This is a genomic window from Serratia sp. BNK-10 (genome assembly GCF_047456065.1).
Classification (GTDB): domain Bacteria; phylum Pseudomonadota; class Gammaproteobacteria; order Enterobacterales; family Enterobacteriaceae; genus Serratia; species Serratia ureilytica.
This window is the reverse complement of sequence record NZ_CP179894.1, coordinates 3,408,295-3,426,627: the sequence shown is the minus strand read 5'-3', so window position 1 is coordinate 3,426,627 and position 18,333 is coordinate 3,408,295. Positions and strand designations below refer to the sequence as shown.

Genomic DNA, 18,333 nt, shown 5'->3' with positions numbered 1-18,333 from the left:
AAGCTGAAAAACGCTGATCGGACTTGTTCGGCTTACATCTGTACGCTAAAGTGCGATGCAAAATCCCGTAGGTAAATAGTGGAAGAGGTATTGAATGAAACGTGCAGTGATTACTGGCCTGGGAGTTGTCTCCAGCATTGGTAATAACCAGCAGGAGGTCCTGGCAAGCCTGCAGGAAGGACGTTCTGGGATCACTTTCTCCCAGGAGCTGAAAGATTCCGGCATGCGTAGTCACGTATGGGGGCAAGTTAAGCTCGACACTACCGGCCTGATCGACCGCAAGGCGGTGCGTTTCATGAGCGACGCTTCCATTTATGCCTTCCTGGCGATGCAAGAAGCGATCGCGTCTTCCGGCCTGAAGGAAGAAGAGTATCAAAACAACCCGCGCGTGGGCCTGATCGCCGGTTCCGGCGGCGGTTCTCCGCGCTTCCAGGTGTTCGGCGCCGATGCGATGCGCAGCCCGCGCGGCCTGAAAGCGGTTGGCCCGTACGTGGTGACCAAGGCCATGGCTTCCGGCGTTTCCGCCTGCCTGGCAACGCCGTTCAAAATCCACGGCGTGAACTACTCCATCAGCTCCGCTTGCGCGACCTCCGCGCACTGCATCGGCAACGCGGTTGAGCAAATCCAGCTGGGCAAACAGGACATCGTATTCGCCGGCGGCGGCGAAGAGCTGTGCTGGGAAATGGCCTGCGAGTTCGATGCGATGGGCGCGTTGTCCACCAAATACAACGACACGCCGGAAAAAGCGTCCCGCACCTATGACGCCGATCGTGACGGTTTCGTCATCGCCGGCGGCGGCGGCATGGTGGTGGTTGAAGAGCTGGAGCACGCACTGGCGCGCGGCGCGCACATCTATGCGGAAATCGTCGGCTACGGCGCGACTTCCGACGGCGCCGACATGGTTGCCCCTTCGGGTGAAGGCGCAGTGCGCTGCATGAAGATGGCGATGCAGGATCTGGATGCGCCGATCGATTACATCAACGTGCACGGCACCTCTACGCCGGTAGGCGACGTGAAAGAGCTGGGCGCCATTCGTGAAGTGTTCGGCGACAATACCCCAGCCATCTCCTCCACCAAGGCGATGACCGGCCACTCGCTGGGCGCCGCGGGCGTGCAGGAAGCGATCTACAGCCTGCTGATGCTGGAGCACGGCTTTATCGCACCGAGCATCAACATCGAAACCCTGGATGAACAGGCGGTTGGCATGAATATCGTGACTCAGCCGACCCAGCGCGAGCTGACCACCGTGATGTCCAACAGCTTCGGCTTCGGCGGCACCAACGCCACACTGGTGATGCGCAAACTGGCGAAATAATCCCGCCGGCGCGTCATTCCGCCAACAAGCCCGCGTTTTCGCGGGCTTTTTACTGCCCGAAGCCCACCGGCCGGGCGCTCGGAGTTTTCCCAAATCACATCCCCTGACACATCATTACCTCGCCATTACACGCGTTGGGCATACAATAGCCAGGTAGCGTGATTATCGCTCGGCGTAGCTTTCTAAAGTGATCGAACATTGAGGCAAGAAGTATGAAAAAGTTAATTGCGGTTGGGTTACTGTCGGCCGTGTTGGCCGGATGCGCCACCGATTCTCCCTGCGTGCCGGTCTACGATGACCAGGGGCGTCTGGTGCACACCAACACCTGTATGAAGGGCACCACTCAGGATAACTGGGAAACCGCGGGCGCGATCGCCGGCGGTGCGGCGGCGGTTGCCGGTCTGACCCTCGGTATCATCGCGCTGACCAAGTGATTGGCGCGGAACAGGAATAAGCCCGGCCATTGCGCGCCGGGCTTTTTTATCTCACTGCACTAAAAATGCTTTGAACTGCGGCGTCATCACGGCGCTGAAACCGTCGTCGGTTTTGCTGATCAGGTAGACCGCCAGCCCTTTCTCTTCTGCGAGCTGCAACGCTTTCTCCGGGCCCAGCACCATCAAGCCGGTATCCCAGCCGTCGGCCTCGAGTGCGGTCGGGGCGATCACCGTGGCGGAAACCAGTCGGTGGTTGATCGGCCTGCCGGTGGTCGGATCGATGACATGGGAGTAACGCTGGCCGTTTTGTTCGAAGTAGTTGCGGTAGCTGCCGGCGGTGCTGATGCCGTAACCGTGCAGATCCACCAGCGCCTGCACCGCATTTTCACGGTCGGTCGGCTTTTGGATCGCCACCCGCCAGGGTTTGCCCTGGCCGTTGACGCCGCGTGAAGAGACCGCGCCGCCTACCGACACCAGGTAGTTGGTAATGCCGTGACGGTTCATCAGGCGCACCAGCTCATCGGCACCATAGCCTTCGCCCAGCGTCGAGAGATCGACATACATGCCCGGCAGATCTTTTTGCAGCCACTCCCCGCGATTGTCGCTGATCAGCTTCAGGTGCTGCAGGCCGATGTTCTGCTTCGCCGCGTCGATCTGCGCCTGTTCCGGCACCTTGACCGGATGCTTGTCTGGGCCGAACCCCCACAGGTTCACCAGTGGGCCGACGGTGATGTCCATGGCGCCGCCGGTATCGCGGCCGATGCGTTGGGCCATCAATACGATGTCCGCCATGCCGCGCGGGATAGGCTGCGGCTCGAGGCTGGCGCTGCGGTTAAACCGCGACAGCACCGAATCGGCGCGGTAGGTAGAGATATCGTCGTTGGCCCGTTCGAGCACCGTGTCGATCTGCCGCTGCAGCTCTTGTTTGCCGATCGCGACGTCACCGCTGACCTTAACGCTGTAGAAGGTGCCCATGGTCTTGCCGTCGATATCGATTTGCGGGCGAGAGGCGGGATCGTCACAGGCGACGAGCAGGGCGCATAAGGCGCTGAGCAACGCCCCTTTGGCGAGCAGGGAAGCCATAACATGTCCTTTGAAACCGTGAAAGCCGCTACAAATAAAGTAAAGCGCGGCAAATGAAAAGCGGATAAAGGTAAAATAGCATTTTGCTGGCGCTGAAGCCGCGTCTGAGCTAACGTCTGCCCATTCTTTTCGGTGAGGTTCACACTGCCGCTATGAGTTCAACCGCCATTTCTCGGCTTATCCACCCCTTTGTCAAAGATCGCTTCTTGCATGCATTGCTGCTGGCCGGCGTGGCGATGTTCGCTTTTCATCCGCAACCGCTGTCGGCGCTGGGTGGTTTCATCGACGGCCGTACCCTCATCACCCTGTTGGGGCTGATGCTGCTGACCAAAGGGGTGGAGGTCAGCGGCTACTTCGATTTTGTCGGCCGCAAGATTATCAACCGCTTGCACAGCGAACGGCGGCTGGCGCTGTTCCTGGTGTTTTCCGCCGCGCTGCTGTCGTCGTTTCTTACCAACGATGTGGCGCTGTTTATCGTCATTCCGCTCACCATCACGCTAAAAAAGCTGTCGGCGCTGCCGGTTGGCCGCTTGATCATCTTCCAGGCGCTGGCGGTGAACGCCGGTTCGTTGCTGACGCCGATCGGCAACCCGCAAAATATCCTGCTGTGGAGCCGCTCCGGCCTCTCTTTCTTCGGCTTCATCGGCCAGATGGCGCCGTTTGGCGCCGCAATGATGTTGAGCCTGCTGGCGCTGACCTGGTTCAGCTTCCCGGCGCGCGACATCGTGAAAACGCCGAATACCGAGGGGTATCCTTACCAGCGGCCGTTGTTGCTGAGCTGTGTAGGGCTGTATGCGGTTTTCCTGCTGTGTCTCGATTTCGATCTGCCGTTGTACGGGCTGCTGGCGGTGTTCGCCGGTTTCTTGCTGCTGGCGCGCCGAGTGCTGTTGCAGATCGACTGGAGTCTGATTTTCGTGTTCGCCGCCATGTTCATCGATGTCGGCCTGTTTACCCGTTTGCCGCCGCTTCAGCCGGCGTTCGCCGCCATCGCCGGGCTGAGCGAGGGGAGCGTGTATGCGTTGGGTGTCGGGCTGTCGCAGATCGTCAGCAACGTGCCGGCCACCATACTGTTGCTCAACTATGTGCCCTCCAGCGCTCAACTGGCCTATGCGGTCAACGCCGGCGGCTTCGGGTTGGCGATCGGATCGCTCGCCAACCTGATTGCGCTGCGCATGGCGGGGGAGCGCAAGATCTGGTTGCGCTTCCACTATTATTCGCTGCCGCTGTTGGTATGGGCCGCGTTGCTCGGCTGGGTGATGAGCTAAGCCGGTTGGCCGCTTTGTCGCGCGGCCAGCAGGCAAATGCTGCGGGTCACCTGATAGGATTTCACGAAGGCGCTGACGGGTAAAAACTCGAAGCGCGAGTGGAAGTTATGCGCGCCGGTGAAGTAGTTGGGCGTCAGGATGCCACGGCTGGAGAGCGCCGCGCCGTCGGTGCCGCCGCGCATCGGGATCACCTTCGGCGGGATGCCGTGGGCGGCGAGGGCGCCGAAGATCAGATCGATGGCGCGCCGGTCCTCGCCGATGGCGTTGCTGATGTTGCTGTAGATGTCGCTGACGCTGCAGCTGACGTTGGCCCGCGGATAGTTGGCCGCCACCTGGCGCACCGTCTCCTCAAGGCGGGCTTTGCGTGCCTCGAACGCCGCGCGATCGAAGTCGCGAATCGACACCTTCAGCGTCGCCTGATTGGCGTTGGCGGCCAGATCGGTGAACCAGAAATAACCCTCGCGCCCTTCGGTGTGCTCCGGAGTATCCTGCACATCGAATCGGTTAATGATGTCGTTGGCGATGCGTATCGGGTTGATTAATACGTTTTTCGCCGACATCGGGTGGGCGGTCACCCCCTCGATGCGGATCTCCGCCGCCGCCGCGTTGAAATTCTCGTACACCACTTCACCCAGTTCGCAGCAGTCGATGGTGTAGGCGAAATCGACGGGGAAACGCTGCAGATCCAGCGCCTTGGCGCCGCGCAGGCCGATTTCTTCGTCCGGCACGAACGCCACCACGATATCGCCGTGGCGATCGGCCGCGGTCAGGTTGGCCAGCAGCGTCATCACCACGGTGACCGCCGCCTTATTGTCGGCGCCCAGCACGCTGGTGCCGTCGCTGAACAGGATCTCTTCGTTCCGGTAGGGCAGGATCTCCGGATGCTCGGCGGTACGCAGCCAGATGTCCTGCTCGGAGTTCAGGCATAAATCCTCGCCGGTGAAGCGCAGGCGCTGCGGGCGAATCTCGGGCGACAGGCCGACGTCCACGGTGTCGATATGCGTGATGAAGCCGATGCGCGGCGCGCCGGGTTGGGTGCCGGGCTTGCGGGCGGTTACGGTGGCGTGCTCGTCGATTTGAACGTCGGCCAGGCCGAGCCGGCGCAGCTCGTCCGCCAACAGTTGCGCCATCTCATGCTGCCCCGGCGTGCTGGGCAGGGCGGTTGCGGCGGCGTCGCTCTGGCTGGTCACCGCCAGATAGCGGAAGAAACGTTCGGTAAGCTGTTCGGCAATCGGGCTGGTCATCGGAACTCCTCGCGGTTGGCAATCTACCGGTTTTAAAACGAAATCAGCCGATTGTCCAACGGCGCAATGCGTAAACCGCCAGAATGCGAAGCATCGCGCAGAAACGAAAAATAGCGGTGCAACTAGGAAATAGTCGCAGGTTTCTGCGGCAAAATCGGTGTTAGCTGTGGGCCGGGAAGCGCCCGCATAACACTTATCTGTCCCTCAAGGAGAATTCATGCACACCGGTCACGCTTTGCTCATCACCTTACTGTCCCTGGGCATCTCTCACAGCGCCTGGTCGTCCGCCGATACCGGGCACGCCAACAGCAACGCCAACAGCCGCGAGGTGGCCAGCGCGTTGGGCGGCCTGAAGAACAAAACCTACGAGCTGGAACAGGCGCCGAAGATCCGCGTCGCCAGCTTCAATATCGCCGCCGGCAAGGTCAGCGACATGACCGCTATCGCCAAGGCGATTCGCGCGATGAACGTCGACGTGGTGGCGCTGCAGGAGGTGGATAAACTCACCGCCCGCAGCGGGCGGGTCGATCAGGCGGCGGAACTGGCGAAGCTGACCGGCATGCAGGCGGTGTTCGGCCGGGCGATCGATTTCGACGGCGGTGAATACGGCCTGGCGTTTCTCTCGAAGTATCCGCTGCACGACGCCGTGATCTATCCGTTGCCGTCCGGCCAGCGCGAGCAGCGCATCGCCTTCAGCGCCAAGGTCGATGTGCCGGAGTTCCCGACGCCGATCACCCTGTTCAACACCCACCTCGATACCAAGGAAGATCCGACGATGCGCCTGGATCAAGTACGGGAGCTGAACGATCGCACCATCGAAGTGCGCGGCATCAAACTGCTGTTCGGCGACATGAACGACGTGCCGGGCAGCGTCACCTGGCTGGAGCTGAGCCGCTATTGGAACGACATCATGCCCAATGGGCAAGATGGCCGCAGCTGGCCGGCGGAAAACGCCGAAATCAGGGTGGATTACATCTTTAGCGGCAATGCGCAGCGTTGGCATCTGGACAGCCTGACGGTGCCGAACGCCAGCGGCGATTGGAACGGCGTGCACTGGCCGGCGGTGAGCGATCACCTGCCGCTGGTGGCGGAGATGCGCCTGACCGAGCAATAAGCCGGCCGGCGTCTCTCCGGGGCAGGGCTAAGCCGCGGCGATCCGCGCCAGCCGCTCGACGGCGCTGCGGATCTCGCCCGGCGTCAGGGCCGAAAAACCCAGCAGCCAGCCGTCGCGCTGGGCCTGAACCGTTTGGTATTGCGCCGTTAACCCGGGCGTAAGGACGCCGAGCCGCCGCGCCTGTTGGCTGAGCGCCGCCTCCCGGCCGGGCGGCAGCCAAACGCTGAGCTGCAGGCCGCCGGCGGCGGGAGCGGCCGTGGCGAAGTGGCTCAGCTTTTCGCGCACTTCCGTCAGCAGCACATCGCGCCGGCTGTGGTAGAGCTGGCGCATGTAACGAATATGCGCGGCGAAGTGCCCCAGGCGGATGAACTCGGCGGTCACCGCCTGCATCAATTGCGCGCTGTGGCCGTCATAGACCGTGCGTGCGGTGACGAAGGGGGCGACCAGCGCGGGCGGCACGATCAGGTACGCCAGCCGCAGCGAAGGGAACAACGATTTGGAGAAGGTGCCGAGATAGAGCACCCGGCCATGGCGATCCAGGCCTTGCATCGCCGGTATCGGCAGCCCGTCGTAGTGAAACTCGCTGTCGTAATCGTCCTCAATGATCCAGGCCTGTTGCCGCTCCGCCTGCGCCAGCAACGCCAAGCGGCGTGCCAGGCTGAGCGCCGCGCCGGTCGGGTATTGGTGCGAGGGCGTCAGATAAATCAAACGCGGATCGGGCAAGGAAGGTTCTACTCGCAGGCCATCGCCGTCTACCGCCACCGGCGTTAGCGCGGCGCCGGCGCTGATAAAGGCGTTTCTCGCCCCGGCGTAACCCGGCTCTTCCATCCAGACGCTGTCGCCGCTGTCCAACAGTAAGGTGGCGATCATTTGCAGCGCCTGCTGCGAACTGGTCAGCACGATAACCTGGCTCGCATCGCAGACTACGCCGCGCGTTTGGTTGACGTGGGCGGCAATGGCTTCGCGCAGCGGCAGATAGCCTTGCGGATCGCCGTAGCGCAGCAGGTTTTCCCCCTGCAGGCGCAGGCGTTGAGCGGTCAACTGCTTCCACAGGGCCAGCGGAAACGCGCGCAGGTCCGGCGAGCCGGCAGCGAAGGCCTGAGGATGCTGCGGATCGCGGCAGCCGCCGGTGTGCACGATCTGTTGGCCGCGCAGGGAAAGGCGCAGCATGGCGGTGCGGGTCGCCGGCGGCGGCGATTTGGCGATGCGGATAGCCACAAATGTGCCCTGGCCGACGCGGCGCTGCAAATACCCCTCCGCCTCCAACTGGCCGTAGGCTGCTTCGACGGTTACCCTTGAGAGGTTCAGATCCCCAGCCAGCACTCGGCTGGAGGGCAGCCGTTGCCCAACGCTCAATGCGCCGTGGTGGATGGCCTGCCGCAATGCCGCACACAGACGATCGCGCAGCGTGCCGATGGCCTGGGGCGATTGCTGAAACAGCGTGATCAGCGTGTGCCGCATAATGGGTCTTATCATGAGTAAAAAATGGGTATCAATCATAAGACCAAAATCGGGCACTATTGTCATCTGTCTTGATCAACGGGAGTGAGTGATATGTCGAAAGAATCCTTGGTGCTGGCCTTTCCGCCGGCAGCGCCGGAAGAGAGCCTGGCCTATCTGGCGGCCAAGCTGAGCCGCTATGCGGATGCCTGGGACGTGGCGGAAGATTTGCGCAATGGCGTGGACGGGATGGTGGTGATCGACACCCGTGCGGAGGCGCTGTACGCCGCCGGGCATATCCCCGGCGCATTCAGCTTGCCGCATCGCCTGATGGATGAAGCCGGCACGGCGCACCTGGATCGCCAAAAGGTGTATGTGACCTACTGCGACGGCATCGGCTGCAACGGCTCCACCAAAGGCGCCTACAAGCTGGCGAAGTTGGGGTTTAGGGTGAAGGAGTTGATTGGCGGGCTGGATTTCTGGCTGCGCGACGGCCATCCGTTGGCCATCGGCGAACTGCCGGGGTCACTGCGCTCCCGGGCGGCCGCAGCGGACTGCGGCTGCGCCTGAGGCGTTAAAACACCAGCGCCAGCACGACGGCCAACGCCAACAGCAGCAGGATCAGCGCCACGGCGGGCTTACTCAGCGCTTTTTGCAGCGGCAGAGGCAGGGCGGCGATCAGCGGGTTGAGCAGCGGCTGCGGTTCGATAGAGGGGCTGGCGATCGGCTGCGCCTGGCCGGCTTTGTCCAGACGGCGGGCAAACAGCTGATGAATGGCGTCGCTCATTTGCGGATGCGTCAGCGTCGCGTTGGCGCCGCAGTTGAAGCGCGTCTGGCAATAGTCGTTCATCTGCTGCAGTTCTTGCTCATCCGCCGGCTGTTTGAGCGCCGCCAGCAGGTTGTTCAGCGTTGGCGCGTTCTGCGGGCTGAGCGCCACCTTCACCTGTAAAAACTGGTTCAGCAGCTGGAAGTGGCGCGCCGGCAGCGGATCGTTGGTTTTCACGCCCGCCAGATCGAACAACGTTTGCCAAATTTTAGCCGGCGCTTCACCGGTCGCGGCGCTGAGTTTGGTAACCTGCTGCTGCAGGCTTTGATGCTCTGCGGGCAGCAGCGGGCGATCGCTGGTGGCGGTTTGCTGCGGTTGGGGAATGGTCAGGCCGCCGGTCTGCAACAGATTCAGCACCTGCTGCAGCTGCGGTGGGCTTAACTGGCTCAACACCGTATGGCCGAACCGTTGACGAATAAAGTCACTGACCGCCTGGCGATTATTGCCCTGCGGCAGCAACTCGGCCAGCTGTTGCAGCAGTTGGCGCCCGGCATGGTTTTGCTGCGCCTGCGTCAGGCGCGTTTGCAGCAGCTGTTCCGCCGGTTGAAAATGGCGCGCCAGCAGCTCGCCGCCTTTGTCGGCGCCGAGATCGTGACGCAGAGACGCCCAGATCTCCGCCGATTTTACCGGGCTGAGCGTCATGATTTTCACGATCAGTTTTTCCAGCGTTGTGCGCTGCGCCGGAGAGAGGGGTTGATCGTCAGTGGCCGCCGTTTTGCCCGGGGAAGGGGGGCGCTCGCCGGCGATTGGGGTGCCCGGCCCACTCAAAGGTTGCATATCACCAGTCCTTCGCTGTGTATCCCCGCAGTGTGCCTGGAGGAGAGAATCGTCATTGTACCCGGCGAAAAGCGCAGGCTTACCCTCTATGATACCTGTAATTTGCCGCCATCAATACCGCCGCTCAGACATTTCTTTACCGACAAAACGTTGCTAATCGCGTCTGCGCCGCTAAGATAACCCCAGATCTGAACATGAGGATGGCATGGTTAAACGGCAGCGGATTGCAAAATGGTTTTTATGCCTGGCTTGCCTGGTGGTGCTGACGTGCATGACCCAGCGCATGGCGGGCCTGCATGCGCTGCAGCAAACGCTGGGGATCCCGGCCGCTACCGCCGTTCAGTCCAGTGATGCCGCCGCCGAAGCGCAGCCGACGCCCTGTGAACTGAGCGCCAAATCATTGCTGGCCGCGCCGCCGGTAATGTTCGAAACCGTGCTGTTCGGGCTGGGTCTGCTGCTGGCGCTGTTGGCGCCGACCATTGCCGCGCGTCTGCGCATTCCTCCTCCTCGCGCCATTTCTCCGCCCACCCTCAGGGTGCACCTTCGATTATGCGTCTTCCGTGAATGAGTTAATCGCCCGTTTTTCGCGGTGAATTAATCATTTATGGAGAATTAACATGTTGAAAATTATCAGGCTGGCCTGCGCTTGCCTGTTTATGCTGTGGCTGCCCGCCTTGCAGGCGGCGGACAGCGGCTGGCTGCAAAATCCGGCCAACGATCATGCCAAGGTGCGGCTGCGCGCCGACACGTCACAGCCGGGAGAGACCCGTCTGTTGCTGTCGGTCGAGCTGCAAAAAGGCTGGAAAACCTACTGGCGTTCCCCGGGCGAAGGCGGCATCGCGCCGGCTATCGTTTGGCAAGGCCACCCGCCGCCGGCGACCTGGCACTGGCCGACGCCGCAGCGTTTCGAGGTGGCCGGCATTTCCACCCAGGGCTATCACGATCGGGTCACGCTGCCGATCGTGATGCCTGGCTCGGTATCCGGCCCGCTGGCGGGTACTTTGACGTTGTCCACCTGCAGCAATGTCTGCATTCTGACCGACTACCCGTTCAGTCTGGATCTGACGACGCCGAACGATCCGCAGTTTAATCACGACTTCGCGCAGGCGATGGGGCAAGTGCCGATCGCCGCCGGGTTGGCGGAGAACGTCAAGGCCGGGTATCGCAGCGGCGAGCTGCAGATTGCCGCCGAACGCGCCGGCGGTTGGCAGCGGCCCGCGCTGTTCTTCGATACGCTGGCGGATGCCGATCTCGGCAAGCCGCAGGTTGAAACCGACGGCGATCAGCTGCTGGCGCGAGTGCCGGTGAGCGATGGCTGGGGAGAGGCGGCGCCGGATCTGCGCGGCAAAACGCTGACGCTGGTGATCGACGACGGCGGCATGGCGCAGCAGATTACGCTGCCGATTGGCGATCCGCTGGCCGCGCCGGCCGGTGCGGCGTTCCCGTTATGGCAGGCGGTATTGATGGCGCTGGCGGGCGGGTTGATCCTCAATCTGATGCCGTGCGTCCTGCCGGTGTTGGGCATCAAGCTCGGTTCCATCCTGCAGGTGGAGCGGCGCGATCGGCGCAGCGTACGGCTGCAGTTCCTGGCGTCGTCGCTGGGTATTGTCGCCTCGTTTATGGCGTTGGCCCTGCTGATGACGCTGCTGCGGCTCGGCAACCACGCGCTTGGCTGGGGCATTCAGTTCCAGAATCCGTGGTTTATCGGCTTTATGGTGCTGGTGACGCTGCTGTTCAGCGCCAACCTGTTCGGCCTGTTCCATCTGCGCCTCTCGTCCGATCTGAACACGTCGCTGGCCACCCATAACGGGCACGGTCTGAGCGGCCATTTCTGGCAGGGCGCGTTCGCTACGCTGCTGGCGACGCCGTGCTCGGCGCCGTTTCTCGGCACGGCGGTGGCCTTCGCGCTGGCGGCGTCGCTGCCGGTGCTGTGGGGCATGTTCATCGCGCTCGGCATCGGCATGAGTCTGCCGTGGTTGCTGATCGCCGCCTGGCCGTCGCTGGCGCTGCGGTTGCCGCGTCCCGGCCGCTGGATGAATACCGTCAAGCTGGCGATGGGGTTGTTGATGCTGGCGTCGTCGCTGTGGTTGCTGAGTCTGCTGAGCAATCATATCGGCGTGCAGGCTACGCTGTGGCTGGGGGGGTTGGCGCTGCTGGCGTTGCTGCTGGCGGTGTGGCGCCGGCAGGGGGCACGGTTGGCGGCCAAGCTGGCGGCGGGCACGTTGGTGCTGGCGGGCGCCGTCTTGCTGGCCGGCTCGCTGACCGCCGGTCTGTGGCGCCAGCCGTTGCAGGATCGGGTGCAGTGGCAACCGCTGAGCGAACAGGCGATCGCCGAGGCGCTGGCGCAACATAAACGGGTGTTCGTCGACGTCACCGCCGATTGGTGCGTGACCTGTAAAGCCAACAAATTCAATGTGCTGCTGCGCGATGACGTACAGCGGGCGTTGAGCGCCGATGACGTGGTCGCGCTGCGCGGCGACTGGAGCCGCCCGTCGGCCGACATCAGCGCCTTCCTGCAAAAGCGCGGCAGCGTCGCCGTGCCTTTCAACCAAATCTATGGCCCCGGCAGCCCGGACGGCGAGGTGCTATCCCCGCTGTTGACCCGTGACGCCGTGCTGCAAACGCTTTCCCATGCCAAAGGAACCGAACAATGAAAAAGCTACTGATTTTACTGATGATCATCGCCGCCCCGGTGTGGGCCGCCGAGCCTTTCACCCCGGCGCAAGAGGCGCGTATCAAAGAGATGATCCGCGAAACGCTGGTGTCCAACCCGGACATTCTGGCGCAGGCGGTGGACGCCTGGCAGCAGCAAACCGCAGGCCAGCAAATCAGCCAGGCTATCAAGCAGAATGCCAAAACGCTGTATCAGGATCCGGCCAGCCCGCGCCTCGGCGCCGCCAACGCCAAGCTGACGCTGGTGACCTTTACCGACTATAACTGCCCGTACTGCAAGCGGTTTGATCCGATGCTGGAGAAAATCGTCAAGCAATACCCGGATGTGGCGCTGGTGGTGAAGCTGTTGCCGTTCAAGGGCGAAAGTTCGGTCAGTTCGGCGCGCGTGGCGCTCACCACCTGGCAGCAGCACCCGGAGCAATTCTGGGCCTTGCATCAGCGGCTGATGGCGAAAAAGGGCTTCCACGACAAGGCCAGCATCGCCGCTGCGCAGGAGAAAACCGGCGTCAAGGCGGTGGCGCCGAGCGAACAGAGCATGACCACGCTGCGCACCAATATGGAATTGGCGGAACAACTGGGCGTACAAGGGACGCCGGCGACGCTGATCGGCGATCGGATGCTGCCGGGGGCGGTGTCCTATGAAGAGCTGGAAACGATGGTGAAGCAGCAGCTGGCGAAGGCTAACCATGGCTAAGCTCAAGCGCTGGGGGCGCGAGTTGCTGCTGCTGGCGCTGATCGCACTGGCGGTGATCACGGTGATGGATTGGCTGAACGCGCCGCAGGCGCCGCCGGCCTTCGAGGCCCAGACGCTGACCACGTTGGATGACGAGCGCGTGTCGTTGGCGCAGCTCAGTCATGAGCGGCCGCTGCTGGTTTACTTCTGGGCCAGCTGGTGCGGCGTTTGTCGTTTCACCACGCCGGACGTCGCCCGTTTGCAGGCGGCGGGCGGCAACGTGCTGACCGTCGCGCTGCGATCGGGCGACGATACCCAGGTGAAACAGTGGCTGGCGCGCAAACGGCTGGCGCTGCCGGTGGTCAACGATCCGGCCGGTACGCTGTCGGCGCAGTGGCAGATTGGCGTGACGCCGACCTTCGTGGTGGTCTCGCAGGGCAAGGTGGTGCAGAGCACCACCGGCTGGACCAGCTACTGGGGGATGAAGCTGCGGCTGTGGTGGGCCGCCGTCTAACCGGCGTTTTTCTCTGCTATCACTTCCTCAATCGCCCGGCTAAGCCGGGCGATACCTTCTTCAATCTGCGGCGGCGAGTTGGCGGCGAAGTTTAGCCGCAGACTGTGCGCGCCCAGCTGTTCCTGGGCATAAAAGCATTCGCCGCGCGCGAAAGTGACGCCGTGCCGCCAGGCCACCGGCATCAGCTCGGTGGTGGTCACCGTCGCGGGCAGCGTCAGCCAGATAAACAAGCCGCCTTGCGGCGTTTCGAAACGGCACCCCGGCGGCAACCGCCGTTGCAACGCGTCGATCATCACTTCCAGATGCAGGCGATAGACGCGCCCGGCGCGGCGCAGCTGCTTGTCGTAACGGCCGACGGTGACAAACGCGTCCAGCGCCCGCTGGATCAGGCTGGAACTGGTGAAGCTGTCAACGTGCTTGCGCCGCGCGAAGCGCTGATAGTGCTCGCTGTCCGCCACCAGATAGCCGATGCGCATGCTGGGCAGCAGCATCTTGGAGAAGGTGCTGACGTAGATCACCGCGCCCGGCTGCGCCAGCGCACGCAGCGACGGCAGCTGTTTGCCCTGGTAACGCAGATCGCCGACGAAATCGTCCTCCAGGATCACCACGCCGGCCCGTTGGGCGATCGCCAGCAGGCGCCGCCGGCGAGCTTCGCTCAGGCAACGGCCGGTCGGGTTGTGAAAGTTGGGGATGGTGTAGATCAATTTGGGGCGGTGGCGTTCCAGCAACTCGGGCAATCGTTCGACCAGCATGCCGTGGCGATCGCCCGGCACGGTGACGATATTGATGCGGTGCTGGCGCAGCAGGCCCAGCGCTTCGGCGTAGGTCGGTTCTTCGACGATCACCGTATCGCCCGGCGCCAGCAGGCTTTGCACCACCAGGCTGATGGCATGCTGCGAGCCGTTGGTGATCAGCACCTGTTCCGCCTGCGTGGGGATGCCCTGCGCGCTGAGAATGCGGCTCAGCGTATCGCGCAGCGGGTAGTAGCCGCAGTATTCGCCGTAGCTGAAGGCCTCTTCCGCATGGCGGCTGAGCACCGACAGCAGCACTTTGCGAAACGCCTCCAGCGGAAACACCTTAGGGCTGCCGACGCCGGCGGCGAAGTTGATCAGCCTCTCCGGCAGCGGGGCGTCGGCATAGCCGTCCAGCCGCGAGGTGAGGGTGGTGAAGCTCTCCAGCGGGAAGGGGGCATCGCTGGTCGGCCGGGCCGGGCGCGTTTGCGCCTGCGGGTGCGCAACATAGGCGCCGCTGCCGCGTCGCTGATGCAAAAAGCCCTTGGCCGCCAGTTCGGCATAGGCGTTATCCACCGTCAAGCGGCTGACCGCCAATTCGGCCGCCAGCGTGCGCGTCGAGGGCAGCTTGTCGCCATCCACGAACACGCCGGTGAGGATGGCGCGCCGCAGCGCTTCTTCGATCTGTAAATAGAGCGGAACGTCCTGCTCGCGATCTAACGGAATGTGCATGCGAAATTGGCCCGGTTAGGGAGAGAGCTTTTTACTATACCCCATGTCAACAGGGCTTCAAGCGCAGAAAAGTGGCCTGCATGACAAGGCCGAAAAGTGGCTATAGTGGGAAAATATGGCCGCGTTACACTGTGCGCCTGAGCATTTACGTCGCCATTTTTCCGAGGATCTCATGTCATTACCGTCAGGCGTTTCCGCCCGGCCTTTGCTGCCCGGCGCGCGTCTCTTTCAGGGCAGCCGCCAGGGTTACGTCATCGCCATTATCAGCGCCATGCTGCTGGCCTTTACCGCCATCATCATCCGCGCGCTGACCGAATACTATCACCTGCCGACCTTCGTGCTGGCGTTCTGGCGCGCGGCGCTGGTGGCGCTGGTGTTGTTGCCGCTGCTGTTGGTGATGAAACCGCAGTGGGCGCGCCTGCGCCGTGAACAGGTTTTGTTCTACGCGCTTTACGGGCTGCTGCTGGCGCTGTTCAACAGCCTGTGGACGCTGTCGGTGGCGCTGAACGGCGCATCGGTGGCGACCATTCTGACCTACTGTTCGGTGGGCTTTACCGTGTTCCTCGGCTGGGTGATGTACAGCGAACGCCTGACGCTGCGCCAACTGCTGGTGATCGCCATCAGCCTGGGCGGTTGTTTCCTGGTCAGCAACGGCGACAGCATGGGCAACCAGCACTTCGACTTGTTGGGGCTGCTGGTGGGGATGCTGTCGGGCATCGGCTATACCCTGTATACCCTCGGCGGGCGGGTGGCCAGCGAACGGGGCTATCCGGTGTGGAACACCATTTTGTACGTTTTCGGTTTTTCGGCGCTGTATCAGCTGGTGTTCAACGCGGCGCTGACGGCGTTCCCGCTGGCGGCTTTCCACGGCATGGCCGGCGATCTGTGGTTCCTGTCGCACGGCGCGCAGGGCATTCAGTGGAGCGGCTGGCTGTTGCTGCTGGCGCTGGCCGCCGGGCCGACGCTGTTGGGCTTCGGGTTGTATAACATCAGCCTGAAAACGCTGCCGCTGGCCGTAGCCAACCTGATCCTGTCGTTGGAGCTGGTTTTCACCGCGGTGATCGCCTATTTCCTGCTGGGGGAAAACATGAATCAGCTGCAGCTGCTGGGCAGCGCGTTGGTCATGGGTGGGGTGCTGCTGTTGAAAAGCAAGACCGCCGAGGCGTGATCGGTTACCATTTCGCCTCGCAAGAGAGGCGGTAATCATGAATAACCCGAGATTGAAACGAGCGCTTATCGCTTGAATGGCCGTGTTGAGTGAACGACAACACGGCCACAGACATTCCGTTCCGTGGCTTTTATTCCCGTAACAAGAGAATACGCCATGTCCGAAAAACACTGGTCCAACACCGAGCTGCTGCATCAGACGGTGACTAACCCGAATATTATCGTCAAAGGCACCCACAGCTACTACAGCGACTGCTGGGATAACGGTTTCGAACGCTCGGTGGTGCGCTATCTGCACGGCGACGCGGTCAGCCGGCAATGGCAGCCGCTGGGCGAAATAGATCGCCTGCTGATCGGCGATTACGTGTGCATCGCGGCCGAAGCGGTGATCCTGATGGGGGGCAATCACACCCATCGCATCGACTGGTTGAGCCTGTACCCGTTTATGGCAACCATCAAACAGGCGTACCGCCCCAAAGGCGATACCCGGCTGGGTGACGGTTGCTGGATTGGCATGCGGGCGATGTTGATGCCAGGGGTATCGATAGGCGAAGGGGCGATCGTCGCCGCCGGCAGCGTGGTGACCGGCGACGTTGAACCTTATGCCATCGTCGGCGGCAATCCGGCGAGGTTTATCCGTTGGCGATTCGCGCCGGAAGTTATCGCGCGCTTGCTCGCCTTGCGGCTCTATGAGTTGCCTGAGGCGGACTTTGCGGTGATTCAGCCCCTGCTCGTCGATGACGATATCGGGGCGCTGGAAAGGGGAATTGCGGCCTTGCGTCGTTAAACACAACGGGCGGGAAATTCCCGCCCGTTACGCGTTACTCGGCCTTGGCCTCGGCCGCCGGTTGGCGGCGTTTGCGCATCAGGCGCAGCAGCGGCGGCAGCGCCAGCACCGCGACCGCCAGCACCAGCAGCGTTTGCGCGATGCTGCTGCTCCACAGGATGCCGAATTCACCGTTGCTGATCGACAGCGCGCGACGCAGATTCTGCTCCAGCATCTCACCCAGCACGAAGCCCAGAATCAGCGGCGACATCGGAAAGTGCATTTTGCGCAGGATGTAGCCGAACACGCCCAACCCGACCATCAGCAGCAGGTCGAAGGTGGTGCTGTGCACCGCATAAACCCCCACCGCCGATACCGCGGCGATCGCCGGCACCAGGAACCACAGCGGGATGGTCAGCATGCGGGTGAACAGGCCGACCAGCGGCAGGTTCATGATCAGCAAAATGACGTTGGCGATCAGCAGCGCGGCGATCAGCCCCCAGACGATATCCGGTTGTTCGGTAAACATCGCCGGGCCGGGGGTGATGTTGTACAGCGTCAGCGCGCCCATCATCACCGCCGTGGTGCCGGAACCCGGCACCCCCAGCGTCAGCATCGGAATGAACGAACCGCAGGCCGAGGCGTTGTTGGCCGCTTCCGGCGCCGCTACGCCGCGGATGTCGCCCTTGCCGAAGGTGTCGCTGTTGCCGCTGATTTTCTTTTCGGTCATGTAGGTCAGCGCGCTGGCGATAGTGGCGCCGGCGCCTGGCAGAATGCCGACGAAGAAGCCGATCACCGACGAGCGCAGGGTAGGGCCTGCGCACTGCGCCGCCTCTTTGCGGTTGAACAGCAACCGGCCGGTTTTACGCACCAGCTTTTGCCCGGCGCTGGTGCTTTCCAGCATCAGCAGGATCTCGCTGACCGAGAACAGGCCGATCACCACCACGATAAACTGCACGCCGTCGGAGAGGTGCACGCTGTCAAAGGTAAAGCGGTAAACGCCGGTGTTGGCGTCGACGCCCACCGTCGCCAGCCCCAGGCCGATCAGCGCCGCCAGCAGGGATTTCAGCGGGTTTTGGCTCATCATGCTGCCGAGGCAGGCGATGGCGAACACCATCAGGGCAAAATACTCCGCCGGGCCGAAGGCCAGCGACCAGCGGGCCAGCAGCGGCGCGAACAGAATAATGCCGCCGATGGCGATCATCGAGCCGACGAACGAGCTGACCGCCGAGATGGACAGCGCCACGCCGGCGCGCCCCTGCTGCGCCATCGGGTAGCCGTCCAGCGCGGTCATGATCGCCGCCGCGTCGCCCGGCACGTTGAGCAGAATTGACGAGATGCGTCCGCCGTATTCGCAGCCGATATACACCGTCGCCAGCAGGATCAGCGCCGATTCGGCCGGCAGTTTGAGGGCGAACGCCAGCGGCAGCAGGATCGCCACGCCGTTGATCGGCCCCAACCCCGGCAACAGGCCGACGATGGTGCCGACGAAGCAGCCGATCAGGGCGATAATCAGGTTTTGCGGCACCAGCGCCACTTCAAACCCTTGGGTCAAATACATCCAGGTATCCATCATCGC

Annotated in this window: 17 protein-coding genes; 11 read left to right on the top strand and 6 right to left on the bottom strand. The window is 62.7% G+C overall.

The annotated features are described in order from the left end of the window. Window positions 1-94: 94 nt before the first annotated feature. Window positions 95-1,315 carry a beta-ketoacyl-ACP synthase I gene (gene fabB, locus ACMGG9_RS16525; RefSeq protein ID WP_004936203.1) on the top strand — a complete coding sequence of 407 codons (1,221 nt, stop codon included), beginning with the start codon at window positions 95-97 and terminating at the stop codon, window positions 1,313-1,315. 212 nt (window positions 1,316-1,527) lie between these two features. Further along, on the top strand, window positions 1,528-1,749 hold the full coding sequence (locus ACMGG9_RS16520) for a hypothetical protein (protein WP_004936201.1): 222 nt from the start codon (window positions 1,528-1,530) through the stop codon (window positions 1,747-1,749). Between the two features lie 51 nt (window positions 1,750-1,800). On the opposite strand, the gene apbE is transcribed toward ACMGG9_RS16520, so the two are convergent. Next, on the bottom strand, window positions 1,801-2,832 hold the full coding sequence (gene apbE, locus ACMGG9_RS16515) for an FAD:protein FMN transferase ApbE (protein ID WP_414161574.1): 1,032 nt from the start codon (window positions 2,830-2,832) through the stop codon (window positions 1,801-1,803). A gap of 152 nt (window positions 2,833-2,984) precedes the next feature. Here apbE and ACMGG9_RS16510 point away from each other — a divergent pair, with 152 nt between their 5' ends. After that, entirely contained in the window at window positions 2,985-4,097 is a 1,113-nt protein-coding gene (locus ACMGG9_RS16510; RefSeq protein WP_414161573.1) for an SLC13 family permease, read from the top strand. On the opposite strand, the gene pepT is transcribed toward ACMGG9_RS16510, so the two are convergent. Then, complete coding sequence (pepT, locus tag ACMGG9_RS16505) at window positions 4,094-5,341, bottom strand: peptidase T (protein ID WP_414161572.1); 1,248 nt, start codon at window positions 5,339-5,341, stop codon at window positions 4,094-4,096. The genes ACMGG9_RS16510 and pepT overlap by 4 nt on opposite strands. 217 nt (window positions 5,342-5,558) lie before the next feature. Here pepT and ACMGG9_RS16500 point away from each other — a divergent pair, with 217 nt between their 5' ends. After that, on the top strand, window positions 5,559-6,455 hold the full coding sequence (locus ACMGG9_RS16500) for an endonuclease/exonuclease/phosphatase family protein (protein ID WP_414161571.1): 897 nt from the start codon (window positions 5,559-5,561) through the stop codon (window positions 6,453-6,455). A 27-nt stretch (window positions 6,456-6,482) separates the two neighbouring features. Here ACMGG9_RS16500 and ACMGG9_RS16495 read toward each other — a convergent pair whose 3' ends face one another. Further along, window positions 6,483-7,916: a PLP-dependent aminotransferase family protein gene (locus ACMGG9_RS16495; protein ID WP_342193303.1), complete on the bottom strand. Its 1,434-nt coding sequence runs from the start codon at window positions 7,914-7,916 to the stop codon at window positions 6,483-6,485. Window positions 7,917-8,009: 93 nt separating this feature from the next. Here ACMGG9_RS16495 and ACMGG9_RS16490 point away from each other — a divergent pair, with 93 nt between their 5' ends. Beyond that, window positions 8,010-8,465, top strand: coding sequence for a rhodanese-like domain-containing protein (locus ACMGG9_RS16490; RefSeq protein WP_033651965.1), 456 nt, complete (start codon window positions 8,010-8,012; stop codon window positions 8,463-8,465). A gap of 4 nt (window positions 8,466-8,469) precedes the next feature. On the opposite strand, the gene flk is transcribed toward ACMGG9_RS16490, so the two are convergent. Next, on the bottom strand, window positions 8,470-9,498 hold the full coding sequence (gene flk, locus ACMGG9_RS16485) for a flagella biosynthesis regulator Flk (RefSeq protein ID WP_414161570.1): 1,029 nt from the start codon (window positions 9,496-9,498) through the stop codon (window positions 8,470-8,472). 205 nt (window positions 9,499-9,703) lie between these two features. On the opposite strand from flk, the gene ACMGG9_RS16480 reads away from it, so the two are divergent. Genes ACMGG9_RS16480 through ACMGG9_RS16465 form a run of 4 tightly spaced genes read left to right on the top strand, consistent with a single transcriptional unit; the run spans window position 9,704 to window position 13,358 of the window. Further along, the gene (locus tag ACMGG9_RS16480) at window positions 9,704-10,066 is read left to right on the top strand and encodes a hypothetical protein (RefSeq protein WP_033639760.1); all 363 of its coding nucleotides are present in this window, start codon (window positions 9,704-9,706) and stop codon (window positions 10,064-10,066) included. A gap of 49 nt (window positions 10,067-10,115) precedes the next feature. Further along, the gene (locus tag ACMGG9_RS16475; protein WP_147880752.1) at window positions 10,116-12,152 is read left to right on the top strand and encodes a protein-disulfide reductase DsbD family protein; all 2,037 of its coding nucleotides are present in this window, start codon (window positions 10,116-10,118) and stop codon (window positions 12,150-12,152) included. Beyond that, window positions 12,149-12,865: a DsbA family protein gene (locus ACMGG9_RS16470; RefSeq protein ID WP_033651962.1), complete on the top strand. Its 717-nt coding sequence runs from the start codon at window positions 12,149-12,151 to the stop codon at window positions 12,863-12,865. The genes ACMGG9_RS16475 and ACMGG9_RS16470 overlap by 4 nt, the downstream gene beginning before the upstream one ends. Beyond that, window positions 12,858-13,358, top strand: coding sequence for a protein disulfide oxidoreductase (locus tag ACMGG9_RS16465; protein ID WP_147838336.1), 501 nt, complete (start codon window positions 12,858-12,860; stop codon window positions 13,356-13,358). The genes ACMGG9_RS16470 and ACMGG9_RS16465 overlap by 8 nt, the downstream gene beginning before the upstream one ends. Here the strand turns inward: ACMGG9_RS16465 and ACMGG9_RS16460 are convergent. Beyond that, window positions 13,355-14,821 carry a PLP-dependent aminotransferase family protein gene (locus ACMGG9_RS16460; RefSeq protein WP_047025294.1) on the bottom strand — a complete coding sequence of 489 codons (1,467 nt, stop codon included), beginning with the start codon at window positions 14,819-14,821 and terminating at the stop codon, window positions 13,355-13,357. The two genes, ACMGG9_RS16465 and ACMGG9_RS16460, sit on opposite strands and share 4 nt — an antisense overlap. A gap of 172 nt (window positions 14,822-14,993) precedes the next feature. Here ACMGG9_RS16460 and ACMGG9_RS16455 point away from each other — a divergent pair, with 172 nt between their 5' ends. Both ACMGG9_RS16455 and ACMGG9_RS16450 read left to right on the top strand, forming a co-directional pair. Next, entirely contained in the window at window positions 14,994-15,989 is a 996-nt protein-coding gene (locus ACMGG9_RS16455; RefSeq protein WP_147838335.1) for a DMT family transporter, read from the top strand. A gap of 156 nt (window positions 15,990-16,145) precedes the next feature. Continuing rightward, a complete protein-coding gene (locus ACMGG9_RS16450; protein WP_042785110.1) occupies window positions 16,146-16,775 on the top strand; it encodes a CatB-related O-acetyltransferase in 630 nt (209 codons plus the stop codon). Between the two features lie 34 nt (window positions 16,776-16,809). On the opposite strand, the gene ACMGG9_RS16445 is transcribed toward ACMGG9_RS16450, so the two are convergent. Further along, window positions 16,810-18,327 carry a tripartite tricarboxylate transporter permease gene (locus ACMGG9_RS16445; RefSeq protein ID WP_016926872.1) on the bottom strand — a complete coding sequence of 506 codons (1,518 nt, stop codon included), beginning with the start codon at window positions 18,325-18,327 and terminating at the stop codon, window positions 16,810-16,812. Between the last annotated feature and the right edge of the window lie 6 nt (window positions 18,328-18,333).

Bases quoted from the DNA above. Each gene is read 5' to 3' on its own strand.
- apbE (WP_414161574.1), bottom strand. From the start codon at position 2,832: ATGGCTTCCCTGCTCGCCAAAGGGGCGTTGCTCAGCGCCTTATGCGCC.
- ACMGG9_RS16490 (WP_033651965.1), top strand. From the start codon at position 8,010: ATGTCGAAAGAATCCTTGGTGCTGGCCTTTCCGCCGGCAGCGCCGGAA.
- ACMGG9_RS16460 (WP_047025294.1), bottom strand. From the start codon at position 14,821: ATGCACATTCCGTTAGATCGCGAGCAGGACGTTCCGCTCTATTTACAG.
- flk (WP_414161570.1), bottom strand. From the start codon at position 9,498: ATGCAACCTTTGAGTGGGCCGGGCACCCCAATCGCCGGCGAGCGCCCC.
- ACMGG9_RS16455 (WP_147838335.1), top strand. From the start codon at position 14,994: ATGTCATTACCGTCAGGCGTTTCCGCCCGGCCTTTGCTGCCCGGCGCG.
- ACMGG9_RS16445 (WP_016926872.1), bottom strand. From the start codon at position 18,327: ATGGATACCTGGATGTATTTGACCCAAGGGTTTGAAGTGGCGCTGGTG.
- ACMGG9_RS16470 (WP_033651962.1), top strand. From the start codon at position 12,149: ATGAAAAAGCTACTGATTTTACTGATGATCATCGCCGCCCCGGTGTGG.
- ACMGG9_RS16475 (WP_147880752.1), top strand. From the start codon at position 10,116: ATGTTGAAAATTATCAGGCTGGCCTGCGCTTGCCTGTTTATGCTGTGG.
- ACMGG9_RS16450 (WP_042785110.1), top strand. From the start codon at position 16,146: ATGTCCGAAAAACACTGGTCCAACACCGAGCTGCTGCATCAGACGGTG.
- ACMGG9_RS16520 (WP_004936201.1), top strand. From the start codon at position 1,528: ATGAAAAAGTTAATTGCGGTTGGGTTACTGTCGGCCGTGTTGGCCGGA.
- ACMGG9_RS16480 (WP_033639760.1), top strand. From the start codon at position 9,704: ATGGTTAAACGGCAGCGGATTGCAAAATGGTTTTTATGCCTGGCTTGC.
- ACMGG9_RS16510 (WP_414161573.1), top strand. From the start codon at position 2,985: ATGAGTTCAACCGCCATTTCTCGGCTTATCCACCCCTTTGTCAAAGAT.
- pepT (WP_414161572.1), bottom strand. From the start codon at position 5,341: ATGACCAGCCCGATTGCCGAACAGCTTACCGAACGTTTCTTCCGCTAT.
- fabB (WP_004936203.1), top strand. From the start codon at position 95: ATGAAACGTGCAGTGATTACTGGCCTGGGAGTTGTCTCCAGCATTGGT.
- ACMGG9_RS16465 (WP_147838336.1), top strand. From the start codon at position 12,858: ATGGCTAAGCTCAAGCGCTGGGGGCGCGAGTTGCTGCTGCTGGCGCTG.
- ACMGG9_RS16495 (WP_342193303.1), bottom strand. From the start codon at position 7,916: ATGCGGCACACGCTGATCACGCTGTTTCAGCAATCGCCCCAGGCCATC.
- ACMGG9_RS16500 (WP_414161571.1), top strand. From the start codon at position 5,559: ATGCACACCGGTCACGCTTTGCTCATCACCTTACTGTCCCTGGGCATC.